Genomic DNA, 16743 nt, shown 5'->3' on the forward strand with positions numbered 1-16743 from the left:
CCGCGGGTCAAGACCATACTTAGCCCTCGGAGGGCAAAGCTGCATCTGGCTATACAAAACCCGTACCGGGATTTAAAGCTTATATATACTTTGAGTTAATATATATGCTAAAATCCAACGATGGAGATTAAAACAACCGGATTTATCCATTATCATTCTAATATTTCTTGAAATAACTGTCAAGATTAGTCCCCATTTAAACAATGGCCGCGAAAACACAATTCAACAACTTTTCTGATTGTTTCGTCAGAAAACCCCTTACGAGCAAGGTTCCCTGCCAGGGTACCAGGAGAATATTTTTTTTGCAGAAGATATTTATTTGCCAACCTGCACGCTGTTTCTATTTCCTTGTCGCTGTCATAATCCGCGAGCACATCATCAATTATATCCCGGGGTATTCCTTTTATTTCCAGCAGTTGTTTTAAATAAAGCGGCCCGCGCGGTTTGCGGGTGGTATGATAAGAATATATCTCCCGCGCCAGGTTTTCGTCATCAAGATATCCTGCGCGTTGGAGACGTTGAACCGTTTCATCCGTTTCCGGCAGTCCGTAACCGGCCCTCAACAGGGCTTGCTTAATCTCTTCGCTGCTGTAACCCCTCCGAGCCAGTCTTTTCAAAGCAAAAGCAAACGGTTCTTCCTTCATCAGTCAACCTGTGAGTCATCGGCGCTGCTGGCGCTTTTTGCGCTTGTAAAACTGAAGGTACTGCGCACCTTTTCTTCGATTTCTCTGGCAATTTCAGGATGTTCTTTCAAATATTGCCTGGCATTCTCCTTTCCCTGGCCAAGCCGCGTATCGTTGTACGAATACCAGGTGCCGCTTTTCGAAATAATATCCTGCTCGGCTGCCATGTCGATTATGCTGCCTTCGCGTGAGATTCCCTCGCCGTACATTATATCAAAATCCGCCTGCTTGAAAGGCGGCGCTATTTTGTTTTTCACAATCTTAACCCGCGTGCGGCTCCCTACTAATTCAGAACCCTGTTTGAGCGTCTCGATTTTTCTTACCTCCATGCGAATAGACGCGTAAAACTTCAGCGCCCTTCCGCCGGGAGTTGTTTCCGGGTTACCGAACATTACGCCAACTTTTTCCCTGATCTGGTTAATGAATACAGCAATCGTGTTTGACTTGCTGATTGCCCCGGTAAGCTTACGCAGGGCCTGGGACATGAGCCTGGCCTGAAGCCCCACGTGAGCATCGCCCATCTCGCCCTCGATTTCCGCTCTGGGTACCAGCGCCGCCACCGAGTCAATAACAATAACATCCACCGCACCGCTGCGGACCAGGGCCTCGGCGATTTCCAGAGCCTGCTCGCCGGTGTCAGGCTGGGAAACCAGAAGGTTATCAATATCCACACCGAGATTCCTGGCATAAACGGGGTCGAGGGCGTGTTCCGCATCGATAAAAGCCGCTACCCCGCCATTTCTCTGCGCTTCAGCCACAATATGCAGGGCAACCGTCGTTTTCCCGGAAGACTCAGGCCCGTAGATTTCCACTACCCTGCCACGCGGCACCCCGCCGACTCCCAGGGCCAAATCAAGCGAAAGAACCCCGGTGGAAATCACATTCACCTGCAGTTTGGCCGGCGATTCGCCCAATCTCATAATCGACCCTTTGCCAAACTGCTTTTCAATTGATATAAGGGCCATTTCCAGCGCTTTTTTCTTATCCGACATGGAAACCCTCCTCAAACAAAACATTTGTTCGATACTCTGATTGTACAATTTTTGGTATGCTTTGTCAATTATGATTATTTTTCAACGGGAAATTACAGTATACACTGTAAATAGGACCATCAGGCGTCAAACGGCTGGTGTACAGGTTTATCTCTTTCAATAAGAAGCTGCTGTTTTCCACATGCTCGTATTCCCTGAGCTCACTGGTATCTCTTTCTGCTGCCCGTTTGCGGGCAATAGTGATGTGCGGGAAAAAAGGCCTTTCTTCAATTTGACATCCAATATTCTGGAGGACTGTCCCCGTATGATTGTGAATTCGCCTGATTTCCTCAATCTCCCCGCGTAAAGAGAACCACAGCACTCTGGCCTCATAACGGTTTGGAAACGCCCCTATTTTCCCGGGAACAACTTGTACAGCCCGGAAATTCGCCAGCATAGGAATGCACTGCTTGGCTATTTCCTTAAGCTGTTCTTCTGTTTGATTACCTAAAAAATGGATGGTCAGGTGAAGATTCTCCTTAGCCACCCACCTGAAACCGGAATAAACGTGACGCAGTTTCTCCTGTGTTTCAACAATCACCTTGAGCAATTCCTCAGGAAGAACGAACGCCAAAAAGGAGCGCAGAACCATTTCGCGACCTCACCCTCGCTTCTCTATTCTTAATAATCCCTACCTGTTTTATTTTACCTGGAAAACAGTTTTCTTTCCAGGGTAAAGCCTTTTTCCCAATTATATATTTTTATGGTGTCGGCGGCAGCCAGCCGCAGTTCGTTTTTTTCATCCCTTTGGAAATAGAGAAGGACAACCGAATATGGTATTTCCTTGGCCACCTGCAAACCCCTCAGACCGGCCCCTCCTGTGGTTCCGGCATTAACCAGCACGGTCCCCTTTTCCTCCCCGATCATATACTGGTGCGAATGCCCGTAGAGAATCAAAGGCACCATCCCCGCAAGCGGTTCAGCCAGGTTGAAGTTGTGTACGGCAACAAGACAGGGTTTGGTTTCCGCCTCTTCCCACAAGCTAAGCAGCTTGGCCCTGGCCGTGTTTTCCGAAGCTGGATCGGGCGGCGCAACGGACCTCGAAGATGATGCGGGATCCGCCATCCCAAGTATCCTCAAGCCATGGATCTCAATAATCCCCCCGGACAACACCTGCACCTGCGGGTACGCGGCCAAGATTTTCTTGATTTCCGGAGAATCGTGATTCCCCGGTATGAAAACATAAGGCACTTTCAAATCGGCCAGACCGGTCAAAAGGCGGCTTTCCAGCGGCGTCCCGTAGTCGGTAATATCACCTGTATCGATTATCAAATCAACGGGGAAGCTTTTGACTATCTGCTGTATTAACCTGTGAGCGGCAGGATTATTATGAATGTCGCTGACATGCAGGACCAGCAGGTCTGCTTTTTCCTGTTCCAGCGGCTTTATTCTTTCAATCTTTTCAAATACGGCATAGAGGTTGGCGGCAATAACCTGCATTTGATCTCCCAGGAGGTTGAACTTGTTAAAGGCGGCTTCAGCCATATCAATGACCCAGGGCGCCGCCCTGAGAGCCCCGTGATACTCGGGTGTCTTCAGCTTTTCCACCTGGTATGACGACAGAGTCATGGAAATAAGCGCCGCGCTTAAAAGCAACCCCGCTGCGGCTCCCCACAAGGCAGGCTTGAGCTGACGCCCGCAGATGAGAGCCGCGCCCAGCAAACCTCCCAACGCGGCGAGAAACAGCAAGCGCCGCACATAGTTGTAAAGAACTTTCCGCAGTTCGTCTTTCAGCTGGGCGATTAAATGAACGGGCGCAGGCGCTTCATCAATAAGCTGCTGCAGCTCGTCGAGGTCAATGTTTTGGAGAACAAGTTTCAGCTTCAGCGGCGCCCAATGGGTGTGCGCGGTGATGCTTCCCACCGGCGGGAACTGGATTTCCGTTATCCCCTTTGCGTAAAATGAAACTTCCGTTTTGAAATCCATTCCCTTAAGGTTGAAGGTCATACCGCTCAAAAAAGTCGTGAACAGAAGCGACATGAAGAGTGCCATCATTACTGCCCTGGCTGTCTGATTATTCATCATCTGATCCCCGAAAGGTATTTATAAATCAGGTACTGGGCCGCTTTAACGCTTCTTTGCCTGATAAATTCCCTGTCTCCCGTAAAATGATTGGAAACAGACAGTTTCTTATCCCCGGCGTCAAGTCCGATAAAAACCAGCCCTACCGGCTTTTCCTCGCTCCCGCCGCCAGGACCGGCAACTCCCGTAATCCCAAGGCCGATGCTGCTGCCTGTCATTTTCCTTACGGTTCCCGCCATGGCTTCCGCAGCCTCCACGCTGACAGCGCCGTATTTTTCGATCAAAACTGCGGGTACCCCGAGCAAGTTTATTTTGACGTCGTTGCTGTATGCCACCACCGAACCCAAAAAATACTGGGATGAACCGGGAAGGGAAGTCAGGCTGGCGCTGAGCAGGCCGCCCGTGCATGACTCCGCCGCGCTTATGGTTAGTTTTAATTGTTTAAGCCTGCCAGCAATAGCTTCAAGTAGCGTCCCACCGTCCTCAGCCACGAGGTATTCGCCGGCTCTATTCTTGATTTCCTTCAAAACGGGTTCAATTATCTCCTGGAACTCCAGTTCATCCCTGGCCCTGGCCGTAATTCTCAGCTGTATTTCACCCAACGAAACAAGCGGGGCCAGGGTAGGTACGGTCTGCCGGGCGATGAGATCTGAGAGGACCTTTTCCAGCTTGGATTCGCTGATCCCTACAAATCTCAGAAGGCGCGAGTACAGCGCAGGCGTGCCGGGTTTTATTACGTTTTCTTTCAACCAGGAAACGGCATATTTTGAGAACATGTGTTCCATTTCCCTGGGCGGTCCTGGAAGGAGGATAAAAGTTTTGCCGTTGTTATTAACGGCAACGCCTGGGGCAGTGCCGTAATCGTTTCTCAGAACCGCAGAGCCGGGGAAAAAAGCGGCCTGCTTGGTGTTTGACTCGATCCATTCTATCCCTCTTTGGGTAAAATACCTTTTCAACCTTGCCAGCTCCCCGGCATCAACCTGCAGCGGCAGGTTTAAAAATTCTGCCAGCGTTTCCTTGGTCAAATCGTCGCTGGTCGGGCCTAGGCCCCCTGTGGTTATAATAATATCCGCCCTGCCAACCGCCCTTTCATACGTTTCCAACAGCCGCAGGCGGTTGTCACCCACCGTGGTGTGGTAGTATACATCTATTCCCAGTTTGGCCATTTGTTCTGATAAATACCGGGCGTTCGTATTCAGAACCTGGCCCAGCAGCAGTTCCGTGCCGACAAAAATCAACTCGGCGATCATCATTCTTCCCCTCCTAAAACCGTCACTTGAATCATTTTACTTAAAAAACCCGGCCTTATCAACAATTAAAAGCATGAAAAGAAAACACGGTCTTCACCGTGCTTCACTTGCTAAGCAGTCGCCGTATAGTGGTTGCCCGCGTTTAGCAGGCCGCGCAGTTCGTTCCCGCTTATTTTCTCTTTCTCTTGGAGAAGACTTACAATTCTGAAAAGCATTTCCCTCCTGCAGGCAATGATTTCCACCGTTCTTGCCTCCAGACTGCGGATGATTTCCTGGCAAATCCGGTACAAATCGCTTTTGGGGATCATTTCGGGCGAAACCACTCCCAGCCTGGAAAGTCCCGTTCCAACAATTTTTTCAGTCAGGCTCAGCGCCTGTTGAAAGTCATTGGCCGCTCCCGTGCTCCGCTCTCCCAGGAATAGGTCCTCGCTGATCGCTCCGGCCAGGAGGATCATAATTTTTTTTTCCAGTGCCGATTTCGTATAAAGCTGCTGTTCCTCCGCCTGGTTGTGTCTCACATAACCCAGCGCACTGCCGCGCGAAGTCACCGTAACCTGGTCTACCGAACCCGGGTTAAGAGTCTCGCTTACCAGTGCATGACCTGCTTCATGAACCGCCACCCGGTGCAGTATTTCCTTGCTAGCCCTGTTCCCCAGCTTTTCGCCAAGTATGACCTTGTCCACGGCTTCCCTCAGGTGGACCTGTGTAATATGCTGGCTTCCGTCCCGCAAGGCAAGAATGGCCGCTTCATTGGTGAGGCTCTCCAGGTGCGCACCAGAAAAACCGTACGTCCCGCTGGCTATTTCTTCGACATCCACGTCCGGGGCCAGAGGTTTGTTCCTGCAGTGCAGCCGGATAATGGCGGCCCTGTCTTCTTTGTCAGGCAGGTCTACCCTTACCTGGCGGTCAAAACGGCCGGGCCGCAGAAGGGCTGTGTCCAGCAAGTCCGACCGGTTGGTGGCGGCAATCAGGAGGATCTGGCAATCTTTTTCAGTGGTAAGCCCGTCCATTTCTACCAGCAGCTGATTAAGGGTCTGATCGTATTCCAGGTGACTGCTGTGGCTTCCTCTTTTCCCGCCGAGCACTTCTATTTCATCGATAAAAATGATCGCTCTGTTCTTTTTTTCTTTCTTGGCCATTTCACGAGCAGTCTGGAACAGGTTTCTCACCCTTTGCGCCCCCACGCCGGCATACATTTCAATAAACTCGCTTCCCGACGCGGCCAGAAAAACGGCGTCGGTATAACCTGCCGCAGCTTTCGCCAGAAGTGTTTTCCCCGTGCCGGGAGGCCCTGTAAGGAGAATCCCCTTCAAGGGCCTGATGCCCATTTTTCGAACCTGTTCCGATTTCAAAAGGAAATCCAACGCTTCTTTCAATTCCTGCTTGGCAGTCTCCTGCCCACCAATATCGTCAAAATTAAACTGCCGCTCCTGGTAAACCTTTTGGTGTGAATCCAGCCTCAGCAGCCCCTTTTTCCTGGAGATTACATAAAAAGCGTAACCGAAAGCGCCTAAAATTAACAGGGGCGTAACATCATAACCCAGGTAGACCAGGTAAGAGAGTATGCCAAGAGAAATACCCGCAATTATTTCCTTATTGATCACAGATACTCTCCTCCCATGGTATTGATTATCATTAATGGCGACCCGCCCCGGTTGAGGATCATGTGGGCTGTCTTATCGCCGGAACTGGCCGTAATAAACACATAATTATTGTCCACTTCCAATTCATAAACAACGCCCATCCGGCTGGCCTTCCTGTCAAGATGCGCAGGCAGTTCGGTAAACTTGCCAGTGCTGATCGCTTCAAACAACGGCAGCCTGGCCTGCGTCATGAAATCCCGCAATTCAGCGTTTGAAGGATTCTGTATTACTATGGTTAGGTTTTCGGGCTCCCGGTAGTTTTGTTCGGCAAGCTGGTCAAGCAAAAGATAAAAACTGGCCCTTAACTTTTCTCGTACGGAAAACTGGACTTCTATCCGGTAACGCGATTTTAGTTTTTCCACCTTAAACGAGCTGATGGAGCTCATCTTGGTCATCGTGTTTTCCAAAGGCTTGGCATAAACCACTCTATTATAAAGGTGGGTAGCTCCCACCAGGATCACCATTGTCAAAAAACTCGAAATAATAACTGTCAGCGCACGCACAGCTTTTTGGGGCAAAATTACCACCTCTCTTTCCCGAATATTATATCACAGCAAGTCCCGCCCTTCCTTAGAGAAAGGCTGGAAACACGAAAAGACGCCGGGACGGCGCTCCAGCGTCTTATAAGCTAAAACACAACAATTACCAGATAAAACCTGCTCCGGCCGACAGCAGCCTTGCCGCCAGTCCGGCAGCCAGGTCGTCGGCCATTATCCCTAAACCTCCCGGCAGTTCTTGCAGTTTATTGATCGGGAACGGTTTTACCATGTCAAAGAACCTGAAAAGAACGAAAGCGACCAAAAAGATCCTTATATCCTGAATCTGCCAGGAAGCAATAAACATCCCGCAGATTTCATCAAAAACAATATGGGGGCTGTCATGTTCGTTTAAGATAGCTTCAGCCCTATCGCAGATAAATATCCCCGCCGCACACAGCACGATGATCTGCCATATATCAGGGTGGTAAATCCAGGCAATTACCGCCGCCAGGGCGCTGCCGGTCGTTCCTGGAAAACGCGGCGCGTAGCCGCTGCCGAAACCTGTGGCTATAGCCTTGATTAAAAACTTCATTCCAGCTTTAACCTCGTACTTCGCCTGGCCTTAAGATAGTAATCCACCCCTGACCAGATTGTAAAAATAACGGCTACATAAATGGCATATTTTCCAAAAGTTATGTTGAACAAACTTAAGGGGAAATCTTTGAGCAGCAGCGCGGATATGGCTACTATCTGGCTGATCGTTTTTAGTTTTCCCAGTTTGCTTGCCGCAATAACGACCCCTTCGCCAGCCGCAATAGCCCTAAGACCAGTGACGAAAAATTCCCTTCCGATAATGATAACGGCAACCCAGGCGGATATTTGTTTAAGGTCCACAAGAGAAATGAGCGCAGCGGAGATCAGCAGTTTGTCGGCGAGAGGGTCCATGAGTTTTCCCAGGTTTGTCACTTGCCTCTTTTTCCTGGCAATATAGCCGTCCAACCCGTCCGTACTGGCCGCGATGATAAAAATAACTGCCGCAATATATTCCCCGAACGGGATTTTGATCAACAAAAAAAACATAAACACCGGGACAAGAAAGATTCTGGAAAGTGTAAGCTTATTCGCCAAATTCATGCATTATCTCTCCTATTAAGGCGAATTCTTGACTGTGGGTAATTTTAACTGCCAGTATATCGCCCGGATTCACACCTGGTACTGGTCTGAAATACACCACCCCGTCAATTTCAGGGGCATCTCCTCTTGTTCTTCCTTCCCAAAGCCCTTCGCAATCTGAACTTGGGCCATCAACTATTATTTCTGTCATTTTGCCAACCTGCAGCGCTTGCTTGGCGCTCATGATTTCTCTTTGTATTTTAACAGCTTCTTCAAGCCTTCTCTGTTTTTCCCTGGCGGGTATCTGCCGGCGAAGTGAAGCCGCCGCGGTTCCCGGTTCCCGCGAATAAGTAAAAAAACCCGCCCTGTCAAACCTTGTCTCTTCAAGAAAAAAAAGCAACTCTTCAAAATCTTTTCTGCTTTCTCCAGGGAAACCCACGATAAATGTCGAACGCAGCACCATATCAGGCACAAAGGCGCGAATTCTGTCCAGCAGCCTTCTTATGCTGTCTTTGCCCAGTGTCCTGCCCATCTTCTTCAGTATCCCGTCCGAGATGTGCTGCAGCGGAAGATCGAGATAGGAACACACCTTTTTTTCCTCCTTGATCACCTGCAGCAGCGAATCTGTGATATGCGCCGGATATGAATAAAGCAGCCTCACCCAGGCCAGTCCCGGGATTTTGACCAAGTCTTTCAACAGTTCCGGCAGGACAGGTTTCTTATATATATCATAACCATACCAGGTCGTATCCTGGGCTACCAGGATTATTTCTTTTACACCCTCCTTAGCCAGGGCATCCGCTTCAGTAAGTATGGCTTCCTTCCTTCTGCTGCGGTAAGGGCCGCGCACTGACGGGATTACACAATATGAGCACCGGTTATCGCACCCTTCGGCAATCTTCAGGTAGGCGTAATGCTTTCTCTCTCCAGGCGGAAACTGCACCCCATCATTGTACAGAAACCCAGCAGGATCGCCCACGCAGGTCGCTTTCTTCCCGGGCTTCAAGGTTTTTAGGACAACCGGTAAACGCGGAATATCGCCAGTACCTATGATTATATCAATTTCAGGTATTTCTCGTTCCAGTTCCCCGGCATATTTTTGTGCCAAGCAGCCTGCAGCAACCAGTACCCGGCAATTCCCTTTTTTCTTCCAGAGGGTCATGTCGAGAATTGTCTCGATTGATTCGCGCCTGGCATCTTCAATAAACCCGCAGGTGTTGATTATAATAATCTCGGCCTGCTCCGGGTTCTCAGTAAGACAATAACCTTCCTCCCGCAAATAGCCTTTGATCTGCCTGCTGTCCACCTGGTTTTTGGGACAGCCCAGCGTTACAACCTTAACGCGCCGTGGCATCCGGATCCTCCATATCTGCCGCCTTCAACTATAACTTGCTTGAATAAGTATATAACACCGCTGCAGTGATGTCAAAAAAAACCTGTTGCGGATTACCGTTATCTGTTAGAAATCTTTACCTCTTTTATTTCATCGTTCTCCACAACATACTTCTTATAAACGGGTTCTCCTTTTTTGCCCAGCACGCCAAGGTAATTGTCGTTAATATACACTTCAACGTCTCCGGAATTACCCAGAGCAAAATAGACCTGGGTCAGGTTTTCAAACGTTTTTTCTTCCCCTTTGTTCAACGTCCCTTCAAAAAGCAGTGCCTGCCCGCTTCTTACTTCAATCCAGCATTTATAGTCAACAACCCTTATCACCAGGTTTATACTGTCAACCGTTTGCTTGGCTGGCTCCTCAGGCTGTACTTCGGTCGCGTTTTCATCCGCAGCGCCGGCACCAGGCTGGGGTGCCTGGCTGTTTTCCCGGGTGAGTTCATTGGTCCCTCTCATTCCGGACGGCTGACTGATGAACCGGACATAAATGTACTGGAAGGATACCAGCAAGACAACGGCAATGATCCCAACTATGACTGTCATTCTCTTGCGCGGTTTTCCCGGGAGCTCTATTCTTTCGGGAAGAGGTTCAAGCTGAGGTTCTGGATGGAAGGTTTCTTCCAAGGATTTAAGCAGTTCGTTTTCGTCAAGCCCCAGGAAGCGGGCATAAGTCTTCAAAAACCCTTTCAGGTAAACCATGCCGGGAAATATGCCCCATTCTTCTTCCTCCATTGCTTCCAAGTATTTGCGCCTTATTTTTGTGTTTTTCTCGGCTTCGTCCATTTCTATCCCTTTTCCCAGCCTCGCCAGTCTCAGTGTCTCCCCGATTTTACCCATTGTCCTCACCCCTCGTACTAGATATGTTCAATCTTTAAAAAACGTTTTCCTAATAACCTCTGCAGCATATTCCGGCTCGCTTCCGGAGAGGCATGTCTCGTATTCCTTCGAAGGACCGGCAGGATAACGATAAAGCGGGTCATAATAGTCAACAAGCAGTTTTTCAACGAACTCGTCATACCTGCGTTGTTCCAGCAGTTGTAGGATTCTTGCCGTTTTTTCGCCGCCCAGGCGTTTTTTTAACCTCAAAACAGCTTGCTTCAATTGTTCTTCATTTTCTCCCCCAAGACAGGGCGCATACGTGGCAATAAGCCGTTCAACGCGTTTCTCCATCCGGTCATAAACCAGCACCCTTATTCCTTTTTGCATAAACTCAAAAAAACGTGTCGGGAGCAAGACAGAACCGATCCTTCTGCTTTCACACTCCACCACAATCTTGGAAGACTGCCTGTGTTTAAAACACTCCCAGTACAAAAGACCTTCAAAATGTTTTTGGGTGGGCTGTTTCGGCAGCCCAAGATGGCCAAAGACAGAACCCCTGTTACCGGCAATGCCTTCCAGGTCTACAGCTGGCAGGCCTTTATCCTTCAGCTTTTTCAATAATTCTGTCTTGCCGACCCCTGTAAGTCCATCCAATACCACTACTTCTTTTTCAAAATCCCTTTCAAAATAGTTCATAACATGGCGGCGGAAAGATTTATACCCGCCTTCCAGCCTGAAGTGTTTCGTTCCTAGAATATTTAAAACCTGGGATAACGCCTCGCTGCGCATTCCTCCCCGCCAGCAATAAAGAACAACATCTTTTTCCCTGCTCAATCTTTTTATATTCTCGTGCAGCGCTGGAAGCCGTGGAGCGATAAGCGAAAAGCCTTTATCAACCGCTTCTTCAGGAGAACGCTCTTTATAAACCGCGCCAATCAGCGCACGTTCCTCATTATTCAACAGGGGCATGTTAACAGCCCGCGGGATATGGGCTTCCTCAAATTCCAACGGTGAGCGCAGATCGACAAATTGAGGTTTAGGAAGATTTAAGGCCTGTTCAATAGTAATCAGGTTACCCATGTAGTCTTTTTTTTAAACCTCACTTAAGTCAGTCTAATTATTCGGGGTTGGCCTGGTAGCACGACCAAAGGTTTTTTCATACTCCTCCCAGGTCATGCGAATAGCCCTGGGTTTGCTTCCTTCATAGCCTCCCACAATCCCTTTTTGTTCAAGCTGGTCGATAATGCGCGCAGCGCGCGTGTATCCTATCCTGAACCTTCTTTGCAGAAGCGATATTGAGGCCTGCCCGCTTTCAATAAAAAGGCGGGCTGCCTCAGGGAGCAGTTCATCATCCTCGTTCATTTCAGGCGCGTTTTGTTCTGTGTCCGTCCATGGCGTTGTATACTGGGGCGTCTTTTCATCTTGAAGATAGTTGACCAGCCTTTCAATCTCCTGATCGGAGACAAAAGCTCCCTGAACCCTCAACGGCTTGGCCATCCCGGTTGGATAAAAAAGCATGTCCCCGCGGCCTAAAAGCCGCTCGGCGCCCCCCATATCGAGAATCGTTCGCGAATCTGTCTGCGAGGAAACGGCAAAAGCAATCCTGGAGGTGATATTGGCCTTAATGACGCCGGTTAGAACGTCCACGGAAGGCCGCTGGGTAGCCACAACCAGGTGTATACCCGCCGCTCTGGCCATTTGGGCCAATCGGCAAATGGCGTCCTCCACATCGGCCGGAGCAACCATCATCAGGTCCGCCAGTTCATCGATAAACACCACGATATAGGGAAGCAGCGGGACGCTCTGCCCCTGGGCCTCCGTTTTTCTAGCCTGGTTGTAGCGAATTATGTCTTTTACTCCCAACCCGGCAAAGAGTTCATAGCGGTTTTCCATTTCATGAACAACCCATCTTAAAGCAGTGGCCGCCTTTTTAGCGTCGGTAACCACTGGAGATATAAGATGAGGTATCCCATTAAAGTTCGAGAGTTCCACCACTTTCGGATCGATCATCAACATCTTTGCCTCGTCCGGTTTCGCTTTAAATAATATACTGCCGATAATTGCGTTCATACAGACGCTCTTTCCCGAACCTGTTGCTCCCGCAATCAGAAGATGCGGCATTTTTGCCAGATCGGCCACAATGGGATTGCCGGCAATATCCTTGCCCAGGGCAATTGTGAGCTTGGACTGGGATTCCTGAAAGAGACTGGTTTCCAAGACTTCCCGCAAGGTAACAATGGCAATTTCCTCGTTGGGCACTTCTATTCCCACCGCGGCTTTCCCCGGAATAGGCGCTTCAATCCGCACCTGCGGAGCAGCCAGAGAGAGCGCTATGTCATCGGCAAGGTTGACGATACGGCTAACCTTGACGCCTGGCGGCGGCTGTATCTCGTACCTTGTAATGCTTGGTCCCCTGCTCACCTGCGTAACCCTGGCTTTAACCCCGAAATTTTCCAGTGTTTCTTCGAGGATGCGAACATTTCCTGTAATATCTTTATTTAAACGCTGGCTTTTTATCCTGCTGGGAGAATTCATGATTTCCAAAGGTGGCAGCTTGAAATTGTCGGCGCAAGAAAGCTGAACGGGAAAACGTTCTTCTTCCCGAGAATCCCTTGATTCCTGTTTTTGAACCAGCTTGAGATGGCCTTTTACCAGCGCCGGCGAACCGGTCAGGTTTAACGGCATCGGCTCCGGCCGCTGCTGTTTTTCCACATGATCAACGATCAGCGGGAGCACACTGCCAGAACCGGCAATTTCTTTAGACGTCCCTTTTTTTGCAGCCGGGACGTCTTCATCATCAACCTTCTCCAAAATGAAATCTGCCAATTCTTGCCTGGTCCTGGAAAACAGCTGCTGCAGGCCCATCTTTAGCTGTTTGAGAATATCAGTTAAAGGCTTTTGGGCAATGCCTATCAGCGAAATGCCCAGGCAGGCAGCAAAAAAAATGTACGAACCCACCAGACCGAACATGGCCAGGGTAAGGCGCGAAAAGAAGACCCCGGTTATTCCTCCTCCTTCCCCTTTCCACCCGGCGGACAGCGTTTGAAATTCCGGGGGCAGGCGCAGCTGGAGAATGGCGAGCAAGGAAAGAAAAAGCAACAGCCAAGAAACGACGGTAAACTTATCCCAGGCCGTCCTCTTCCACAGCTTCGTTACGCCGAGAAGAAACATGATCGCGGCAACCAGTATTTTACCCTCCCCGAACAGTGTTGTCATCGTCCGGTAGATAAAACTGCCGACTGCTCCCACGGTCCCGTAGTCATTTTTACCCGTTCCCTGCCAGAGGCAAAAGAACATGAACAAACTGAGGGCAATCATAATTATGCCCGATAACTCATTCTTCAGTTCATTCTTAAAACTCTTTTCCTTTTTCATTTTTTCACCTCATCATCATAAGTGTACTATTACAGTTCATAGAGGGCAATGCCTTTCTTGTGCAAAATTCTTGTTAAAAAAGCCTGCCTGTTAGACAAGCCTCAATGTTTTGGGCCAGCAAGGTATTCAACTTCGCTGCCTGGCTGGCAAGACGGCTGCAGGTAAGCGTAAGGATCAGTGCTTAAAACGCGTTCAACCTTATAAGAGTTATCCGCACTGACCCTGAGCTGGACGGGTATTCCGGCGATCACATCTTCCACCAGCCGGAAATCCGTTTGCTTTGCGTCGTACCACAGCACTTCCGGAGGTATCGGCGAGTAAATGATCACTGCAGACGCCTCCCCTCCATATTTCGTTTGTTTATGCCTATTAATTCGTTCAGCTTATGAACAGCCCTGGAAAGCCCGCCAACCTCATGGATAAGACCGAATTCAACAGCGTCTTTGCCCACCAGCACCGAACCTATATCCCGGGCTAAGTCTCCCGTTTTAAACATTAAATCCCTCAATTTCTCCTGAGTAATGCGCGAATGTTGCTCGATGAAACGAATCACCCTGTCCTGCATCTTGTCCAGGTACTCGTATGTCTGGGGAACGCCGATCACCAGGCCGGTCAACCTGATGGGATGAATGGTCATGGTTGCAGTGTCCGATATAAACGAATAATCTGCTGCCACAGCGATCGGTACGCCGATGCTGTGACCGCCGCCCAAGATCAGGGAAACCGTCGGTTTGGAAAGCCCGTCTATCATTTCCGCTATGGCCAGCCCCGCTTCAACATCGCCTCCCACAGTGTTTAACAGGACCAGCAGCCCTTCCACCTGAGGGTTCTGCTCCACCGCAACGAGCTGCGGGATAACATGTTCATACTTTGTTGTCTTGTTCTGGGGTGGTAAAATAATGTGCCCTTCTACTTGGCCAATAATGGTTAGAATATGAATATTTGAAACCTGCGCGGGGACCGGCACCTGAGCCGTGCCCATTTCTTTGATCGCCTCCACGTCAGCCGGTTTCTTATTCTTTTTTTTAGACCTTGGGTTGACTGCAGGCTCAGGAGAATCAGCCACCGGTTCTTCACTCTCCTTTCTTTTTCATTCGTAACTAGGATGCGTAAGTAGGAAAAAAAAATGCGCGCACTGCTGCGCGCTGCCTTAAACAGCCTAGCTTTGTTCTTTTTCATATTTCCATGATGATCGGCATCACCATAGGACGGCGGCCTGTTTTTTCATACAAGAACTTGCCAAGCGTTTCCTTGACCTGGGTCTTAATTGTCGTCCAGTCGGCTCCTCTTTTTTCAAAGCACCTGTCAACCACCTCTTTGACGATCACCTTTGCTTCCTCAATCAGCTCCTCCGCCTCCCTGACATAAACAAACCCGCGGGAAACAATATCGGGTCCGGCAACCAAAAGGTTTGCCTCCTTGTTAATCGTCAGCACGGCAATAAGTATCCCTTCCTGGGACAGCTGCCTCCGATCCCGCAGGACAATGTTGCCGACATCCCCTACGCCGAGCCCGTCGATCAATACCCGCCCTGCTGTAACTTTCGGGCCAAACGAGCCTTTTGCCTTTGTAAATTCTATTACCTGACCGTTTTCGGCCACAAAAATGTTTTCTTTCGGGATACCCATTTGCTGGGCCAGTTTGGCATGTTTCACCAGGTGCCTGTATTCGCCGTGAACCGGCACGAAAAATTTTGGTTTAACCAGGTTGATCATCATTTTCAACTCTTCCTGGCTGGCGTGCCCGGAAGCATGAATCCCGCTTACTGCCTCGTGCATCACATCTGCTCCCTGCCGGTAAAGCTGGTTGACAATCCTGGCAACCAGCTTTTCATTCCCCGGAATGGGTGTCGCCGAGATGATCACCGTGTCGCCGGGAATAATTTCCACCCTGCGGTGATCGGACATGGCCATTCTAGTCAAGGCCGACATGGGTTCTCCCTGGCTCCCGGTGGTGATAATCACTACCCGGTTCCGCGGATAATTGCCAAGCTCTTCCACCTCAACCAGCGTGCCCTCCGGGATAGTCAGGTAGCCCGTTTCCTGGGCGATGGAAGCGACGTTTACCATGCTCCTGCCCAGTATCGCCACCTTCCGGTTATACTTGTTGGCGGCGTTAATGACCTGCTGGATGCGATGGACATTTGAAGCGAATGTCGCCACAATTATGCGCTCTTTGGCCTGGCGGAAGGTTTCTTCAAAGGTCTGGCCGACGACGCGTTCCGATGGCGTAACCCCTGGCCGTTCCACGTTAGTGCTGTCAGAGAGCATAACCAGCACGCCTTTTTCTCCATACTCGGCGATTCGCGCGAAGTCTGTTACGGCACCATCTACGGGTGTCTGGTCGAACTTAAAGTCTCCGGTGTGAAGCACTATGCCTTCGGGAGTATGGATCGCCATCCCTACAGGGTCGGGAATACTATGGCTTACCCTAAAAAACTCAACTTTGAAAAATGAACCAAGTTTCACTTTATCTCTGGGACGAACAGGGATAAGTTTAGCGTTGTTAATGTGGTTTTCTTTCAGTTTTCCTTGCAGTAGTCCCAGGGTCAGCCTGGTGCCGTACACCGGGGTATCAATTTCTTTTAAGACATACGGCAGTGCTCCGATATGGTCCTCGTGACCGTGTGTCAAAACTATTCCCTTGACCATCTCCTTGTTTTCCAGAAGGTAAGTGACATCAGGAATCACAATATCAATTCCCAGCATCTCATCCTCTGGGAACATCAAACCAGAGTCAATCACCATTATTTCGTCGCCGTACCGCAAGACCATCATGTTTTTGCCGACTTCCCCCAGGCCGCCCAGGGGAATCAGCATCAGTTTTCTTTCGTTATCTGCCATTAAATACCTCCTCATATGTTTTATGAAATAGCACAAAAAAAAACCTTCCCCATTCGTCCGCTCAGAAGGTTTTCGATCATCAAGATTAAACCG

General features: G+C 49.6%; 15 protein-coding genes and 1 pseudogene. All 16 read right to left on the bottom strand.

Annotated features, from left to right (window positions below; genetic code table 11):
- Positions 1–185 precede the first annotated feature (185 nt).
- Positions 186–644, bottom strand: coding sequence for a recombination regulator RecX (locus tag NUV48_01915; GenBank protein ID MCR4440895.1), 459 nt, complete (start codon positions 642–644; stop codon positions 186–188).
- Positions 644–1675 (bottom strand): recombinase RecA, encoded by a 1032-nt coding sequence (gene recA, locus NUV48_01920; protein MCR4440896.1) that lies wholly within the window; start codon positions 1673–1675, stop codon positions 644–646. Before recA ends, NUV48_01915 begins: the two co-directional genes overlap by 1 nt.
- A 64-nt stretch (positions 1676–1739) precedes the next feature.
- On the bottom strand, positions 1740–2306 hold the full coding sequence (gene thpR, locus NUV48_01925) for an RNA 2',3'-cyclic phosphodiesterase (protein MCR4440897.1): 567 nt from the start codon (positions 2304–2306) through the stop codon (positions 1740–1742).
- 53 nt (positions 2307–2359) lie between these two features.
- Positions 2360–3739, bottom strand: coding sequence for a metallophosphoesterase (locus tag NUV48_01930; GenBank protein MCR4440898.1), 1380 nt, complete (start codon positions 3737–3739; stop codon positions 2360–2362).
- Positions 3736–4989, bottom strand: a complete 1254-nt coding sequence (locus tag NUV48_01935) for a competence/damage-inducible protein A (protein MCR4440899.1) — start codon at positions 4987–4989, stop codon at positions 3736–3738. Before NUV48_01935 ends, NUV48_01930 begins: the two co-directional genes overlap by 4 nt.
- Positions 4990–5096: 107 nt before the next feature.
- Positions 5097–6587, bottom strand: a complete 1491-nt coding sequence (locus NUV48_01940) for an AAA family ATPase (protein MCR4440900.1) — start codon at positions 6585–6587, stop codon at positions 5097–5099.
- Positions 6587–7147, bottom strand: a complete 561-nt coding sequence (locus NUV48_01945; GenBank protein MCR4440901.1) for a hypothetical protein — start codon at positions 7145–7147, stop codon at positions 6587–6589. The genes NUV48_01940 and NUV48_01945 overlap by 1 nt, the downstream gene beginning before the upstream one ends.
- Positions 7148–7271: 124 nt before the next feature.
- Positions 7272–7700, bottom strand: a complete 429-nt coding sequence (locus tag NUV48_01950; GenBank protein MCR4440902.1) for a phosphatidylglycerophosphatase A — start codon at positions 7698–7700, stop codon at positions 7272–7274.
- Positions 7697–8242, bottom strand: coding sequence for a CDP-diacylglycerol--glycerol-3-phosphate 3-phosphatidyltransferase (gene pgsA / locus NUV48_01955; protein MCR4440903.1), 546 nt, complete (start codon positions 8240–8242; stop codon positions 7697–7699). Before pgsA ends, NUV48_01950 begins: the two co-directional genes overlap by 4 nt.
- Positions 8226–9575 (bottom strand): 30S ribosomal protein S12 methylthiotransferase RimO, encoded by a 1350-nt coding sequence (gene rimO, locus NUV48_01960; GenBank protein ID MCR4440904.1) that lies wholly within the window; start codon positions 9573–9575, stop codon positions 8226–8228. Before rimO ends, pgsA begins: the two co-directional genes overlap by 17 nt.
- Before the next feature lie 98 nt (positions 9576–9673).
- The gene (locus tag NUV48_01965) at positions 9674–10450 is read right to left on the bottom strand and encodes a DUF4115 domain-containing protein (protein ID MCR4440905.1); all 777 of its coding nucleotides are present in this window, start codon (positions 10448–10450) and stop codon (positions 9674–9676) included.
- 27 nt (positions 10451–10477) lie between these two features.
- Positions 10478–11512, bottom strand: a complete 1035-nt coding sequence (gene mnmH / locus NUV48_01970; protein ID MCR4440906.1) for a tRNA 2-selenouridine(34) synthase MnmH — start codon at positions 11510–11512, stop codon at positions 10478–10480.
- A 33-nt stretch (positions 11513–11545) separates the two neighbouring features.
- Positions 11546–12994, bottom strand: a pseudogene (locus NUV48_01975) (DNA translocase FtsK).
- A 914-nt stretch (positions 12995–13908) separates the two neighbouring features.
- A complete protein-coding gene (locus NUV48_01980) occupies positions 13909–14136 on the bottom strand; it encodes a YlzJ-like family protein (protein MCR4440907.1) in 228 nt (75 codons plus the stop codon).
- Positions 14133–14873, bottom strand: a complete 741-nt coding sequence (locus tag NUV48_01985; protein ID MCR4440908.1) for an ATP-dependent Clp protease proteolytic subunit — start codon at positions 14871–14873, stop codon at positions 14133–14135. The genes NUV48_01980 and NUV48_01985 overlap by 4 nt, the downstream gene beginning before the upstream one ends.
- Positions 14874–14982: 109 nt before the next feature.
- On the bottom strand, positions 14983–16650 hold the full coding sequence (locus tag NUV48_01990) for a ribonuclease J (GenBank protein ID MCR4440909.1): 1668 nt from the start codon (positions 16648–16650) through the stop codon (positions 14983–14985).
- Positions 16651–16743 lie beyond the last annotated feature (93 nt).

This window comes from Peptococcaceae bacterium, assembly GCA_024655825.1.
Taxonomy (GTDB): domain Bacteria; phylum Bacillota; class Peptococcia; order DRI-13; family PHAD01; genus JANLFJ01.

Coding starts and splice junctions, on each gene's coding strand:
- NUV48_01915 (MCR4440895.1), bottom strand. CDS start 644: ATGAAGGAAGAACCGTTTGCTTTTGCTTTGAAAAGACTGGCTCGGAGG.
- recA (MCR4440896.1), bottom strand. CDS start 1,675: ATGTCGGATAAGAAAAAAGCGCTGGAAATGGCCCTTATATCAATTGAA.
- thpR (MCR4440897.1), bottom strand. CDS start 2,306: ATGGTTCTGCGCTCCTTTTTGGCGTTCGTTCTTCCTGAGGAATTGCTC.
- NUV48_01930 (MCR4440898.1), bottom strand. CDS start 3,739: ATGATGAATAATCAGACAGCCAGGGCAGTAATGATGGCACTCTTCATG.
- NUV48_01935 (MCR4440899.1), bottom strand. CDS start 4,989: ATGATGATCGCCGAGTTGATTTTTGTCGGCACGGAACTGCTGCTGGGC.
- NUV48_01950 (MCR4440902.1), bottom strand. CDS start 7,700: ATGAAGTTTTTAATCAAGGCTATAGCCACAGGTTTCGGCAGCGGCTAC.
- pgsA (MCR4440903.1), bottom strand. CDS start 8,242: ATGAATTTGGCGAATAAGCTTACACTTTCCAGAATCTTTCTTGTCCCG.
- rimO (MCR4440904.1), bottom strand. CDS start 9,575: ATGCCACGGCGCGTTAAGGTTGTAACGCTGGGCTGTCCCAAAAACCAG.
- NUV48_01965 (MCR4440905.1), bottom strand. CDS start 10,450: ATGGGTAAAATCGGGGAGACACTGAGACTGGCGAGGCTGGGAAAAGGG.
- mnmH (MCR4440906.1), bottom strand. CDS start 11,512: ATGGGTAACCTGATTACTATTGAACAGGCCTTAAATCTTCCTAAACCT.
- NUV48_01990 (MCR4440909.1), bottom strand. CDS start 16,650: ATGGCAGATAACGAAAGAAAACTGATGCTGATTCCCCTGGGCGGCCTG.